The organism is Pinibacter aurantiacus (genome assembly GCF_019130065.1).
Classification (GTDB): domain Bacteria; phylum Bacteroidota; class Bacteroidia; order Chitinophagales; family Chitinophagaceae; genus Pinibacter; species Pinibacter aurantiacus.
In genome coordinates, this window is the sequence record NZ_JAHSPG010000018.1 from 645,530 (window position 1) to 658,108 (window position 12,579).

17 protein-coding genes are annotated in these 12,579 nt (G+C 40.2%); 6 read left to right on the plus strand and 11 right to left on the minus strand.

What is annotated here, in order from left to right; genetic code table 11:
* Positions 1–73: 73 nt before the first annotated feature.
* Entirely contained in the window at positions 74–1,555 is a 1,482-nt protein-coding gene (locus KTO63_RS26000; protein WP_217795222.1) for an NAD(P)/FAD-dependent oxidoreductase, read from the plus strand.
* A gap of 90 nt (positions 1,556–1,645) precedes the next feature.
* On the opposite strand, the gene KTO63_RS26005 is transcribed toward KTO63_RS26000, so the two are convergent.
* From KTO63_RS26005 to KTO63_RS26015, 3 genes are read right to left on the minus strand one after another with little or no spacing between them, the layout of a single operon-like run.
* Entirely contained in the window at positions 1,646–2,683 is a 1,038-nt protein-coding gene (locus tag KTO63_RS26005; RefSeq protein WP_217795224.1) for a polyprenyl synthetase family protein, read from the minus strand.
* Positions 2,684–2,686: 3 nt separating this feature from the next.
* Positions 2,687–3,442: a hypothetical protein gene (locus KTO63_RS26010; protein WP_217795226.1), complete on the minus strand. Its 756-nt coding sequence runs from the start codon at positions 3,440–3,442 to the stop codon at positions 2,687–2,689.
* Positions 3,443–3,474: 32 nt separating this feature from the next.
* Entirely contained in the window at positions 3,475–3,828 is a 354-nt protein-coding gene (locus KTO63_RS26015) for a hypothetical protein (RefSeq protein WP_217795228.1), read from the minus strand.
* 351 nt (positions 3,829–4,179) lie between these two features.
* On the opposite strand from KTO63_RS26015, the gene KTO63_RS26020 reads away from it, so the two are divergent.
* The 4 genes from KTO63_RS26020 (at position 4,180) to KTO63_RS26035 (ending at position 6,603) form a co-directional block, all read left to right on the plus strand.
* On the plus strand, positions 4,180–4,743 hold the full coding sequence (locus KTO63_RS26020) for a hypothetical protein (RefSeq protein WP_217795230.1): 564 nt from the start codon (positions 4,180–4,182) through the stop codon (positions 4,741–4,743).
* A gap of 157 nt (positions 4,744–4,900) precedes the next feature.
* Positions 4,901–5,701 (plus strand): PhzF family phenazine biosynthesis protein, encoded by an 801-nt coding sequence (locus tag KTO63_RS26025; RefSeq protein ID WP_217795232.1) that lies wholly within the window; start codon positions 4,901–4,903, stop codon positions 5,699–5,701.
* 2 nt (positions 5,702–5,703) lie between these two features.
* Positions 5,704–6,150, plus strand: coding sequence for a DUF1572 family protein (locus KTO63_RS26030; RefSeq protein WP_217795234.1), 447 nt, complete (start codon positions 5,704–5,706; stop codon positions 6,148–6,150).
* Positions 6,151–6,291: 141 nt separating this feature from the next.
* On the plus strand, positions 6,292–6,603 hold the full coding sequence (locus KTO63_RS26035) for a hypothetical protein (RefSeq protein ID WP_217795236.1): 312 nt from the start codon (positions 6,292–6,294) through the stop codon (positions 6,601–6,603).
* Here the strand turns inward: KTO63_RS26035 and KTO63_RS26040 are convergent.
* Together KTO63_RS26040 and KTO63_RS26045 are read right to left on the minus strand one after the other, a co-directional pair.
* Positions 6,600–7,646 (minus strand): alpha/beta hydrolase family protein, encoded by a 1,047-nt coding sequence (locus KTO63_RS26040; RefSeq protein WP_217795238.1) that lies wholly within the window; start codon positions 7,644–7,646, stop codon positions 6,600–6,602. The two genes, KTO63_RS26035 and KTO63_RS26040, sit on opposite strands and share 4 nt — an antisense overlap.
* Positions 7,647–7,884: 238 nt before the next feature.
* On the minus strand, positions 7,885–8,532 hold the full coding sequence (locus tag KTO63_RS26045; RefSeq protein ID WP_217795240.1) for an HAD family hydrolase: 648 nt from the start codon (positions 8,530–8,532) through the stop codon (positions 7,885–7,887).
* A gap of 92 nt (positions 8,533–8,624) precedes the next feature.
* Here KTO63_RS26045 and KTO63_RS26050 point away from each other — a divergent pair, with 92 nt between their 5' ends.
* The gene (locus KTO63_RS26050; RefSeq protein WP_217795242.1) at positions 8,625–9,056 is read left to right on the plus strand and encodes a hypothetical protein; all 432 of its coding nucleotides are present in this window, start codon (positions 8,625–8,627) and stop codon (positions 9,054–9,056) included.
* A 56-nt stretch (positions 9,057–9,112) separates the two neighbouring features.
* Here the strand turns inward: KTO63_RS26050 and KTO63_RS26055 are convergent, their stop codons facing one another.
* The 6 genes from KTO63_RS26055 to KTO63_RS26080 form a co-directional block, all read right to left on the minus strand.
* On the minus strand, positions 9,113–9,460 hold the full coding sequence (locus KTO63_RS26055) for a hypothetical protein (RefSeq protein WP_217795244.1): 348 nt from the start codon (positions 9,458–9,460) through the stop codon (positions 9,113–9,115).
* 13 nt (positions 9,461–9,473) lie between these two features.
* Entirely contained in the window at positions 9,474–9,869 is a 396-nt protein-coding gene (locus KTO63_RS26060; protein WP_217795246.1) for a VOC family protein, read from the minus strand.
* Between the two features lie 93 nt (positions 9,870–9,962).
* A complete protein-coding gene (locus KTO63_RS26065; protein ID WP_217795248.1) occupies positions 9,963–10,664 on the minus strand; it encodes a DUF4253 domain-containing protein in 702 nt (233 codons plus the stop codon).
* Between the two features lie 166 nt (positions 10,665–10,830).
* Positions 10,831–11,133: an antibiotic biosynthesis monooxygenase family protein gene (locus KTO63_RS26070; RefSeq protein WP_217795250.1), complete on the minus strand. Its 303-nt coding sequence runs from the start codon at positions 11,131–11,133 to the stop codon at positions 10,831–10,833.
* A 182-nt stretch (positions 11,134–11,315) separates the two neighbouring features.
* The gene (locus tag KTO63_RS26075) at positions 11,316–11,966 is read right to left on the minus strand and encodes a sigma-70 family RNA polymerase sigma factor (protein WP_217795252.1); all 651 of its coding nucleotides are present in this window, start codon (positions 11,964–11,966) and stop codon (positions 11,316–11,318) included.
* 7 nt (positions 11,967–11,973) lie between these two features.
* A complete protein-coding gene (locus tag KTO63_RS26080; RefSeq protein ID WP_217795255.1) occupies positions 11,974–12,357 on the minus strand; it encodes a hypothetical protein in 384 nt (127 codons plus the stop codon).
* Positions 12,358–12,579 lie beyond the last annotated feature (222 nt).

The following is a 12,579-nucleotide window of genomic DNA, read 5'->3' on the forward strand; positions in this document are numbered from 1 at the left end:
AACTGTAACTGTTACGAAAGTTAGAAAATGTTTTTAATAATTGTACATTTATCACAGAAAGATATTTGTTAATATGAAATGGGCTTCACCGTTAAATTATGACGCAGATGTTTTCATTGCAGGCGCCGGCCCCGCGGGTGCTGCATGCGCTTACCATCTTTGCAAAAGCGGCCTGAAGGTGATACTGGCAGATTATCAGGGTTTTCCAAGAGATAAAGTGTGTGGCGATTTTGTAGGGCCCGTTGCCATCAAAGAGTGCGAGCGAATGGGAATAAGCGGTCACGCAGATTTTCAGCAAACAAATATCATTACGCAAGCTGCCGTTTTTTTGGATGGGAAAAAGTTACTCACAAAATCAATTCCCGAAGTTGATGACCTGCCTTCTTACGGACGCGTTATTCCACGACAAATATTTGACAACTGGTTGTTGCAGGCCGCTATACAAGCGGGCGCAAGGTTTATACCACTATGCCGCCTCAATGATTTTACAGTGTACGACAACGCAGTAGTGTGCAATTGTACCCAAAGCAAAAAGCAGGTCAATTACACCACAAAGCTCATTATTGGTGCTGATGGCAGCAGCAGTACATGTGCACGTTTACTAAGTGGCAAAAAACCGGATGGCGAAAATCGCATTGTTGCAGTAAGAGCTTATTACAAAAACATCAGTTGCACCCCGCAACAGGCTGAGTTATACTTCAGCAGTAAGAGTTTTCCCGGATACTATTGGTTTTTTCCCACGGCAAAAAATGAGGCCAATGTGGGCATTGGGATGGTACTTGAAAACTTCCCTAAAGAAGACATCAGTCTGAAAGACCTACTCAACGAACTGGTGCAAAACGATGATTGTTTGAAAGAAAGAATCGGAAAAGATAGTGTGGCCGATAAAGTTGTGGGATGGCCGCTATCAACATACAACCCAAAAGCACAAATTACCAATGATAGAGTTGTCTTGATCGGGGACGCTGCGGGTTTGATCAACTCGCTAAACGGAGAAGGCATACAATACGCCATGCTAAGCGGGAGATGGGCGGCAGAAACGATCGTTGGTCTTGCGAAATCAAACGATTTTTCAGCAAACGCATTGATGGCCTACGATAAAAAAATAAAAGACGAGCTTGGTTATGACATGAGCCTTTCCAACCTCGTCATACAATTCATTCGCAACCGCAATCTCAACGACTTCTGGCTGAAACTCCTGCAAATAATGGCTGAAACCGCTGAGCACGACCAAGCATATGCTGATACAGCTGGTGGCATTCTCGCGGGGTTAATGCCATCCAACAAAGCAGTGAACATTTCGTTTGTTGGCAAAACAGTTTTGCAGGCATTCAGCACAACCGTGAGAGATACAGGCAACGCAGTATTGAACGGCCCTTCTGCATTAACAGCATTTGCGTTTGACAAGGCAAGATTTGCCATGAAGAATTTTGTGGGAGCAATAGACCAGCGCAGTGATTACATGCACTGGATTAGAGGCATTGCGGAACAATCGATTCATTTGTCAGGGCATGTGGTGAAGCACGCAGTGAAGAAGTTGAAAATTGAAAATTGAAAATTGAAAATGAGGATGCTCAATGAAACTAAGAGAACACTGAACTAAAAGTCATTTTCAATTTTCCACTTTCAATTTTCAATTATTACTTCACTTGTCTCGGTTGATCATATACAAAATCATGTTTTCAAGAAAAGCCTTTTCCTCAGTTTCTGGAAATGCGCTGAACAAAGTGTAGAATTCTTTTAACCCGGCACCGGCAAGGTTTTTGGCCGCCACTCTTCCTTTTTCAATTGACTTGTATTTTCTCATCAGGTCCATAATATATTCTGTTTCATCAGCAGCTCTTTCTATGCGAGGTTTGTTTAAGTAACTGCTCAAAAACTTTTTTTCTTTTTTATTAACACTGTTCAAAAGATAGATCAGCATGAGCGTTCGCTTGCCTTCAAGTATGTCGCCACAAATTTCTTTACCGTATTTTTCTTTATCCCCCTCAAGATTTAGCAGGTCATCCTGTATCTGGAATGCTGCGCCAATGTAATAACCGAACCTGTTAAAAACATCCGCTTTTACTTTACCCTCCGAACCAATAATGGCACCAATGCGAATAGGATGAATACAAGTGTACCAACAGGTTTTCTTTAGTATCATTCTTAAGTAATCATCCTCAGTCATTTCGCAGATATTGTCTTTGCGCCAGCCAAGTTCCAATGCTTGCCCCTCCACACTTTCAGTTACCATGTGTTCAATTTCGAGAAATATTTGCCAGGTAAGATCGGGGCCAAGCGTAGTTAAGTTATTCATTAATGGCCTGATGCTAAGCACATTCATGGCATCACCCACATTTACTGCAATGGGAACGCCGTATTGTGTATGCAAGGTGGGAAAGCCGCGCCGGTCATCACTTTCGTCCTCCACATCATCATGCACCAAAAATGCGTTGTGATACAGTTCGAGGGCAATGGCAGAATTCATGGCTTGCTCTTCGCTGCCGCCAAATATCTTGCAGGCTGCAATGCATAAACTGGGTCGGAAACCTTTCCCCGCTCTTTTGGGATAGATCGTTACAAGATCGTAGAGGTATTGTTTGGGCTCTTTGTCTGGTATGTTCTTTAATAAATAATCTATGCTTAACTCCCGGTAGCGGGACAACTTGCTTAAGAATTTTTCCTCGATGAGTTTATCCATTCATTATACAATTTTTACCAGCAGTGTGGCCTTCACATTGTCAAGGTCCTTAGCTTGCACAAACGATGTGTAGTTTCCCGTTTTTGCAGATGCAGGAACAACAATCTTCACGTTAACAATACCGGAAGTGTTAGGTTCAATTGCAAGAGGATTGGGTGAAAACGAAAGGGCAGAAGCGGCCAGCGTATTACCGTTTTCATTGGTCAGTGGTGTTGCTGTAAAGAACAAGCTTTTCGAATTGTTTTTGTCATCATTCTCCAGCTTCACCGGTATTTCCAGTGATTCGCCGGGCTTTATGTCCTGCGGTACTTGTATCAATGGAATATGCGTTTGCTGCACAGGTTTGGTAGTTGTGGTGCCATTTTCCTGCTTGATGCTGATGAGGTTAGATGAAATTTTCTCAACACTGTTTACCGCTATGGTAGTAAAATCAATGAACAGGTCGATGATGTCGTGCACGTCTTTTCTAAACCGGCTCAAGAGCTCTTCGCTTTGCGTACTGTTTATTTTCAGAGATGGATTGCGCAACTTTGGAACGTCTATCAGTTTATCTTCTACCTGGCGGGCGGCAACAATTCCCTTTGCAATTTCTTCCTCCAGAATATTTACCGCTTTGAATACAATCTTAGATGCGCTGTTGATAACGCCCTTGGATTCAGTTTTAATTTTCGACGCAATTTCTTCGACTTTCTTCTCTTCGGTTTTTTCATTTGAAGAGGTGGGTGCCGCGGTTGCTTTAGGTGTTTTGCTTGCTGCCATAAGATGGTTTATTGTGGAGAGGCTTACGAAAATTAACTTGGCGTATCGGTTGTTGGCTTTGTTTCTCCTGTATTGTCCTTTACAACATTATTATCCTTGTTGTCCCTGCAATTAAACAACCGTGTGATACCTTTCACGACAATTTCAGCGAATGGCTGACCCAGTAGATTGATGGCGACGCGGTAACTGCTTTCAGCACAAATGGGTTCACATAACTTTATACAGAACGGAACCATCTTTCCCTCCGGAATGGCCACGTTCATATTGACAAATAATGGCGTTTTTTCCGTATTCATCATTTCTAACTGAACAGGTTTCGGAAAGTCGTGCTGCAGAAGAGCTTCCTGTTTCGGCCATTCTACAATGTGCACTTCATTTTGCTCCATATGTGTGTTGTTAGCGAATCAGAAAATATAGATGTCTTACAAACAAGAAAGGCAATGGTTTAGGGCAGGATGATAAAAAGTACAAAAAATAACAGATCGCGTCAAGAGGAATTAATAATTAATAAAGAATAATTAACAGGGTTGGAGGTGGAACGGGTTGTATGAGGCTTCGACAAACTCAGCCCGACACTCCACTGATGCAGTCAGGCTGAGCTTGTCAAAGCCCAATTAAACGGAAATACTAACCGTAAAATATTTTGACGAAACGACGCTAATTCTTAATTTATAATTCCTGTTGAAGAAATGTGCACTATTTCATCTAATTTGTAAACTGCAATCATCCTAACCCGTATGCAACTTTCTATTACCACAATCCTGCTTTGCATGTCAACTGCATTGTTCTCTCAAACCGTGGTGAACAGCAACCATGATCATTTTAGCAGCGACATTGAACCATCAGAAAAAATTTCTCTCACACTTCATGTAAAGGACAGCCTAAACAAGCTTCCTAAGGATCATAAAGACTTCTTTTATGTATCATTTATCTGCACCATAAAAAACAATACCGCGGACACCGTATTTGTTGTTGCACCAGTATCCTACAAAATAATTCCACACCCCTGGATAATTTCTATTAATGAAAGTGCAGCACATTTTTGGTACGGCGACCTGGGATGTGCGCCTCCATTCAACATTGACAATATTATTAAGCTAGCGCCCGGAGCAGCAATTGATAAGATTTTCAAATGGCACGATTTTATTTCTAATTTTTCAACAAAGCCGGGAACATACAAAGCCAAAGTAAAGTACAGCTATACCGGCAGCACCACATGGGTAATCGGAACGGGCAAAGAACTGATTACTGATTTAAAAACCGGCTATTCAAACGAAGTGTTATTTACTATCCAGAATTAGCACATCCCGTTTGACGGTTAGTCTTGCATAATTACTTTGCCAATAAGTTGATACGTTCCGTAAATTTAATCATTGCAAAAAATGCAGTAGATAAATAAACTACCAGTATTTTCTATCTTATCATGAATAACATTTTCATTCAACTCAAAACTCACAGATGAAGACTTACTTTGTTGATTCATTTACAAAAGAAAAATTCAAAGGAAACCCGGCTGCGGTTTGCATTGTATCCAGCGATCTTGAAGATGGCACCATGCAACACATTGCTACCGAGATCGGGTTTTCAGAAACTGCTTTTATCAAACACGTTTCGGACAACACTTACACAATAAGATTTTTCACGCCGAAGATTGAAATTCCTTTGTGCGGCCATGCGACACTTGCTTCCGCGAAAATCATTTTCAACACGACTCCGCTGGAAACAATAAAATTTATCAATTGCAATAATGTTGAGCTGGCAATTGATAAAATGAGAGACAAGATTAAAATGCAGTTCCCAGTTTATGAAACAGAGGAAATAGACAATGTTCCGCAAGCGATGCTCGATGCATTAGGAATTAAAAATATCATTGACAAAAGATACAGCCGCAACAACAAGATCATCCAGTTGGAAATTGAAAGCGCCGATGATCTTGCAAACCTTGCACCGGATTTTACCGCTTTGATCAATTCTTACAAAGGAATTAATGGCGTATTGGTCACCGCTATTTCCGACAATAAGGATGCTGATTTTCACTATCGCTATTTCTGGCCATGGGCAGGAACAAATGAAGATCCTGTAACGGGCGGCGTACAAACATTTTTGACTAAATATTGGGCAACAAAACTTCACAAAACAAAACTGAACGCTTACCAGTCGTCACTGAGAACCGGCACCATGAGCACCGAGTTACTACAGGACAAAGTCTGCATTGTTGGAGAGGCGGTAATCGTATTGGAAGGACAATTTAACCTATAACCATGTTGACAGAAACACTACGTACATTGTTCAACAGGGACTTGAATCGCCTGCGTTCCGAGATAGAGCAATACAAAAACGAAGAAGATATTTGGAAGATAGATGGTCAGATTAAAAACACTGCCGGTAATCTGTGCCTGCATCTCGTTGGCAACCTGAACACCTACATTGGAAAGGAGTTAGGCAAAACAGGTTATGTAAGAAATCGTGAGCTTGAATTTTCGTTAAAGAATGTGCCAAGAAAAGAGTTGCTTGAAAAGATCGACGACACCATTGCCATGATCAATCAAACTTTCGAATGGCTCGATGAAAAAGCACTTGCAGCCGAATATCCCGTTTTAGTGTTTGAAGAAATGACTTCAACGGAATATTTGCTGGTGCATTTGACCACGCATTTAACCTATCATTTAGGACAGATAAACTATCACAGGCGGTTGATTGAAGAATAAGATAACAATGAGATACGGGTTTTCATTACTTTACGAGTATTCTTTTTAACCATCTATTTTTAATATTGACTACTAACCCAGGCAATGAACATAAATTTCTTACGGCAACGCCCCGCAATAACCTTTATCATTTTCGTTTCAATGCTTTTTACAATAATCCTCTGGGGACGTTTTGTAACCATACCCAATCAAATAAAAAGAGACAATTTATTTTACAAGAGTGAAATAAACAATGGCATCATAAAATATGCCGAGCCCGGCAAGGGTACATCCCGCTTTAAAATAGAGGGCAGAGATACTGTATATGAATTCCAACCTAAAATGCATGCAATTTTGAATGGTGAACGGAGCTTTTACTCCGTGGCGGAACCCGGAGACACTGTTATCAAACATGCATATTCAGACACACTCACCCTAATTCATAAAAGAAGCAAATACCAATACCTCTATTAATGCATTGAAATCATTGGCCCCGCATTCATAAAATGTTCTGCCACCCAATCATGGATTTCTTGCTTCGCCTGCATTGAAAGCGGTATATCATTGTATGGCCCGTTATAACATCTGTCAGCCAGTTTAAATGGATGTATAGCGCCTTTAATGGTGGTCACCTGAATGTTTGAAGGCACGTTGTTTTCATAAAGTTTGTCAAGCGCGTTGATGCTTTTTTGAGGTGAGACGAGTGGATCATTTTCACAAAACATCAGGAACAAAGGCTTCTTTACATTTTTCAAATAGTCAGCAGGTTCAAAATCCTTTATGATGCTAAGCTGTTTCCATTCTGGTTGAAAAGGGAAAAAGCTGGTGAACCAAAAATCAAAACGTACCTGGTTAGTCGCTTTAATGTAAGCGTCCGGCTCAGAGAGATTTTCCCGGCACATAAAGTTGCTGGTATAATCATTGGTCACCTGATCCCTTACACCGAAAGTTGGCCCTGCCATAGAAATTGCACCGGCAAAGCTCTGCGGATATTTCGCGAGGCATATCTGTGCAATCCATCCGCCCTGGCTATGTCCCACAACAATTATCTTGTTCGTATCAATAAAAGGAAGCGAGTGCAAATAGTCAGCCGCCGCCTTTACATCAGCCGCTCTGTCTTCAAAGGAAGCTGAATACCAATCGCCTTCAGATTCACCAACGCCGCGTTTATCAAAGTATAAAAACACCATGCTGTCCCTCGCAAAATTCTGTTCGTACAAAGTGTCAAGAAATGAAGCGTAGTAATTGTCTGCGTAAGATGATTGCCCACCAGAGCCAGGACAAAAAATAATTGCAGGTAATTTCTTATTGGTATTTGCAGGGGCCTTCAACCGGCCACGCAACGTACTCGATTCGCCTTTGAAAGATATTTTTGTTCCGCTACTCGAGGCAGTAGCATTTAACCATTTTATGGGCTGCTTGGAAAAGAAAAATACCGGATGCAGGAAGTTGGCATACAAAGAAACAGCAATCACGAACAGTACGGTATAAAGAAAAATTCGTCGGAGAAATTTCATAACGGGCAATAGAGGTTAGGGTTGTCAGAAACCTCAAAGATATATTTTTCGTACACACGACAACGTTAGTATATATGAAATTGATTAAAGGGTTTAAAAAGTATTGATTTTGGTTTGCGTAAATTGATAGACAGTTTTTTCACCACTAAGGCACTAAGGAACACTAAGTTTCACTAAGACAACTCTAAGTGTGGCTCAGTGCCCTTAGTGCCTTAGTGGTAATTTTTTGAGGCATTGCTTATAAATAATCCTTTAGCTCCTCGTAATGCGAAATGACATTATAGCCTTCAGGTGCGTTAACACCGTTAAAATTATACACAACAGCATCAATACCTAAATCTTTCGCCGCCTGTATTTCAGAATGTATGTCATCACCCACCACAATAACATCTTCGGCTGCTAAATGATATTGCTCCATAATGTTGCTGAACACATCTTTCTTTGTAAGGTTAGAAACCGCAGGATCAACAATGTACCAGGCATCGAAATCATTCTCCAAACTCAGTTGCCTGATTTTACTTTCCTGCAACTTTTTAAACCCTTTGGTGACCAGAAATTTTAAATAATCAAGCTGCCTTGTCAACAAATAATCATCAAAGGGTTTGATCACATCATTGTATTCGATGTCGGATAATAATTCCAGCCCCGCTTTTGTAAGATCATCGCTGAACCGGAAGTCCCTTGCAACATCCTGGAAGGGTTTGCGTTGTATAGCATCTTTAACATCTTCGATACTTCCCTGAAAGTTATTGTCATTTTCTATGAGTTTGAATAATCCATCAAACAGTTTCGTACCAATAGATGCAACGGGATAAATGGTATTGTCTAGATCGAATATGATTGCTTTCTTTTTTACTTTGTCTGATACTATCGCTTTTGGGTTCATACTTTAAGGTAACAATTTTTAGAATAAATGAATGACAGAATAGTTGATCAAATGAATCCGTTGTATATTGAACATAACTCAGACATCTCAATATGCCAATTCTAGCAAATTCAAAACAAAGTGTACATAAAGATCTTATTGCTTTTTATTCTGAACTGACGGATAGCGATAATGCCGTAACTAGAACGATTGGTTTAAGAATGTTGGAATTGATTGAAATGATTAATCAAATATTTCCGGCAACACAAATTTGCGGATTAACATCGCTTTATCGCCTTGTTCTACAAGCAAAGGATCAATGGGATTCCGAATGGTTCGTAATCGTTAGCTGTGCTGGAAATAATGAATACTACTTTGAATATTTAATGACAGACGACAAAAAGCCCTGGCAAAATGCGAGGGTTACGGGGGGTGCCATCAATTTAGCTGAAGCCAAAAAATATCTACTAATCGCGATGAAAGAAAGTAATGGCTGGAAAGACTGCAGCGAGTTACAAATGCAACTCGTAATGAACGATCTTTAACCTAAAGCAGATCGTTAAATAGCTTTCGAAACAAAAAATGAGCACTGTTATAAAATTCATTTCCCTTTATACCGAAAGTAGGCCGACGACACAGGCACGAAAAGTAAAATGGCGACAACTATCAACAGAACAATATGCATAGCCATTTCAGACTTTGAATGCAGGGCACCGATGATAACATGATAAAGCAACCAAATGACTGCGAGCCATCTTGCCCAATCCACTCTGAAGAATAAAAGAATGCCGCACACCAGTGCCGTCAGACGAACAACAAGTGCCCAGATCACCTCTGACAATTTAGCATCCGGCTGAAAAAAATCTTTCACATGAAATGCAATACTCATGCAGCCTGCAAGTATGAACAGCATGCCAACAATAACCACCGTTATAGGACGACGTTCCATGTTTTCGGTTTAATCAGATTTTCATTTCAATCAACCATTGGTGCCCAAATGGATCAAGGATATCCCCTTGCCTGTAACCGTAATCGAAACTCTGCGCGGGACTTAAAAGTATGGCCCCGGCCCGCAATGCCTTTTCCATTACAGCATCCACATTTTCCACAAACAAGCCTATGAGTGTAGTAACGCCTTTGATCTTATTTGGTTCAAATTGTCCTTTCGCAGAACGCTCTTCATGCAAGTGAAAAATAGCACCATGGATGGAAAGCTCCGCAACGTGAATACTGCCGTCCTCATTTCGCCATGACCGGAGTTCTGCAGCATCAAATGCTTTGGAATAAAACGAGATATCGGTGACACCGCTGGGAATGAAAAGTTGCGGTGCAAAAAAAGTTTTGCTGTTCGATGCCATAGGAGAGTTATTTAAATCATGAAAAACAGGAGCAAAGTAAAGATCGCGAAAAGTTTTCTACTATAAAAATGGCAGTACGATCGGTAGCAACTATTAATCCCACCAAAAATAAAGGCGCTTCGTTCTTTTCATTTCGTCAGCCAGCACTTGCAATGTTCCCGTTCCCTGATCTACAACATCTGGACACACTTTGTAAACTTCTTTAGCGAACTGCATCCAATCTTTCGGCTCTTTGTGAATAACAAAATCGCACCAATCGCCGGAAGCGCCTACCAGTTCAAGCGAATACTTTTTGTCAAATTGCTTAATGATAGAAATCAGGCTATCATTGGTAATACTGTAGTTTATACCATCAGTCTGGATTTGCTTTAACACCGCATACTTGTCGGCTGTTTTTAGAACTCCAATATTGTCTGCCTTCTCGTCAAAACCAAAGTGGTTTTCCAAAACAAATATGCTGTAACCTTTTTTTCTTAACTCGTCTTTCAACGAGAACACAAGATCATAGGACTTTGAATTTGATTCCTGCAAAACAATTCCCTGTAAAAAAATGGGATCAGCCTCAATTTCGGAGTCCTTGGTAACAATTTTTGAGAGCGAATAATGAAACGCCTCGATTTTGTTTTGATTAAACTTGCGAATATCTTTTACAATGGATGAATCAATTTGTAAAGAATCACAAAGGAATTTCTCTTCTTTTGTTAAGGAACCGACTTTAAGGGGTGTTTGAGAATTACAGCCCAGAGCGAGGTTTAAAAATGCCAAAACAGAAAGGAGTTTTAGTTTAGTAGTCATAGAGACGAGTTTGGGATTGTTCATTTATTATTTGGGGTATCCGCTAAATTATTAATATCAGACCTTATTACAAAGTCTTTCAGATGTTAAAAAAAAGACACAACACCTAACATAACCCCGAAAAATATTGTCGTTTGGGAATTGCCAATTTTGTAACCAAGCGTTATTATGCACCTCTCTCAACAATGGTTTCAAAATGTTCAACAATTGGAAAAGGATCATAATAATGATGAAGCAATTTCTTCCATTCTAAATACTGCGGCGACTGTCGGAAACCCACGGTATGATCTTCGAGCGTTTCCCAGTCTACCAATAAAATGTATTTACCTTCTTGCTCAATGCACTTTCGCAACGAGTGGCGAACATATCCTTTAATTGAGCTGATATACTTTCCCGCAAGTTTAAAATCTTCTTCAAACTGTTTTTCTTGTCCCGGAATTACGTTAAGAATGGCTACTTCTAAAATCATATCATGTTGTGTATATTCAACTAATGTACAATCTTGGTTTTGAAAAACGACAATGCTGCACCAAACCTGACACTTTTTCAAAAACCTGTCAGGTTTGGTAACACCTGATTAACAAGAATGAAAAAGGCATTATCGCATGTCTGCAATAACGCCCTTAAAACTCAAGATATATTCATAGGTTTTTATTCGCGTAGTTCTCGCATCACACGCTCCACCATTGCATCACAGTAAACAGCATTGAATTCGAAAATCTCCTCCGGCTGGTAGTGCTTTTCTATTTCTTTGCGTAACATCCCTTTGGCGCGGTTAAGACGGGTCTTTACATTAGCTTCGCTAATACCCAGTGTTTCGGCGGTTTCTTCTACGCTGAAGCCGTTTACTTCGCGCAGAGAAAACACCATGCGGTAATCAAGGCTGAGGTGTTTTAATGCCGTCTCTACAATTAATCCCAGCTCTCTGTTGACTACTGCATTAACGGTGTCGGCGTTTCGGTTGGATGAGTACATTGGAATTGATTTATCACTGATCTCTGAAGGAACTTCGTTGCTAAAACTCAGTTTGTGTCTGTGATGGAAACATTTATTCAGCATTATTTTGGTTATCCATGTTCTGAAACTTGCACGACCCTCAAATTTGGACAAATTGCGATAAGCATCAATATACGTTTCCTGCATAAGATCCTGCGTATCTTCATGACCATAGTCGTAGCTTCTCCCGGTCTTATACAGAATGGCATTATTTCTTCGAATGAGCAATTCAAACAAAGCAATATCGCCGCTCAATATAAGCCGTATCAATTCAAGATCTGAATACTGTTCTGATGTTTCTTTCATAGTTGTATTATGCAACAGTTTTTGCCAACCGGGTCATCGAATATGCTGAAATGGCCATTACAAGGTCGCGCACCGCCACATCAAAATAATGACCGCCGAATATCAAAGTCAGTGCTATCAATGTTAACCAGGTTGCAACAATAATACCGCCAACTGCAGGTTTGAGCAATACAATAACGCCTGCAACTATTTCAATTACGCCCACCACCATCATAAATGCATGAGGCTGAAGCGGTAGCATACCGGCCATTTTAGGACTAAGGTACTGCTCCCAATTGGTAAGTAAATTGGTGAATTTGTCGAGACCGGCAACAATTGGCACAAGACCAAAAGTGAGCTTTAAAAGGTAGAAGGTTGGTCTCAAGGTTTGATTTACATTCGTGTTTTCCATTTTTGTAGATTTAGTGTTCTGTATAGATAGAGTGGGCGAGGGAAGGAAAGGTTACAGAACAATTAATAATTAATAAAGAATAATTAATAGAGCATCATTCGTTTGTTTTGAGTTTCATTAGTTGTTGGATATTTATGAATGTCGACTACAATTTCGCACGCCCCTATTAATTGTTAATTATTAATTATTAATTCCAACTCAGAAATTCACCCTAAAAAAACG

Excerpts from the sequence above, each read along its gene's own strand:
- KTO63_RS26000 (WP_217795222.1), top strand. The coding sequence starts at position 74 with ATGAAATGGGCTTCACCGTTAAATTATGACGCAGATGTTTTCATTGCA.
- KTO63_RS26005 (WP_217795224.1), bottom strand. The coding sequence starts at position 2,683 with ATGGATAAACTCATCGAGGAAAAATTCTTAAGCAAGTTGTCCCGCTAC.
- KTO63_RS26010 (WP_217795226.1), bottom strand. The coding sequence starts at position 3,442 with ATGGCAGCAAGCAAAACACCTAAAGCAACCGCGGCACCCACCTCTTCA.
- KTO63_RS26015 (WP_217795228.1), bottom strand. The coding sequence starts at position 3,828 with ATGGAGCAAAATGAAGTGCACATTGTAGAATGGCCGAAACAGGAAGCT.
- KTO63_RS26020 (WP_217795230.1), top strand. The coding sequence starts at position 4,180 with ATGCAACTTTCTATTACCACAATCCTGCTTTGCATGTCAACTGCATTG.
- KTO63_RS26025 (WP_217795232.1), top strand. The coding sequence starts at position 4,901 with ATGAAGACTTACTTTGTTGATTCATTTACAAAAGAAAAATTCAAAGGA.
- KTO63_RS26030 (WP_217795234.1), top strand. The coding sequence starts at position 5,704 with ATGTTGACAGAAACACTACGTACATTGTTCAACAGGGACTTGAATCGC.
- KTO63_RS26035 (WP_217795236.1), top strand. The coding sequence starts at position 6,292 with ATGCTTTTTACAATAATCCTCTGGGGACGTTTTGTAACCATACCCAAT.
- KTO63_RS26040 (WP_217795238.1), bottom strand. The coding sequence starts at position 7,646 with ATGAAATTTCTCCGACGAATTTTTCTTTATACCGTACTGTTCGTGATT.
- KTO63_RS26045 (WP_217795240.1), bottom strand. The coding sequence starts at position 8,532 with ATGAACCCAAAAGCGATAGTATCAGACAAAGTAAAAAAGAAAGCAATC.
- KTO63_RS26050 (WP_217795242.1), top strand. The coding sequence starts at position 8,625 with ATGCCAATTCTAGCAAATTCAAAACAAAGTGTACATAAAGATCTTATT.
- KTO63_RS26055 (WP_217795244.1), bottom strand. The coding sequence starts at position 9,460 with ATGGAACGTCGTCCTATAACGGTGGTTATTGTTGGCATGCTGTTCATA.
- KTO63_RS26060 (WP_217795246.1), bottom strand. The coding sequence starts at position 9,869 with ATGGCATCGAACAGCAAAACTTTTTTTGCACCGCAACTTTTCATTCCC.
- KTO63_RS26065 (WP_217795248.1), bottom strand. The coding sequence starts at position 10,664 with ATGACTACTAAACTAAAACTCCTTTCTGTTTTGGCATTTTTAAACCTC.
- KTO63_RS26070 (WP_217795250.1), bottom strand. The coding sequence starts at position 11,133 with ATGATTTTAGAAGTAGCCATTCTTAACGTAATTCCGGGACAAGAAAAA.
- KTO63_RS26075 (WP_217795252.1), bottom strand. The coding sequence starts at position 11,966 with ATGAAAGAAACATCAGAACAGTATTCAGATCTTGAATTGATACGGCTT.
- KTO63_RS26080 (WP_217795255.1), bottom strand. The coding sequence starts at position 12,357 with ATGGAAAACACGAATGTAAATCAAACCTTGAGACCAACCTTCTACCTT.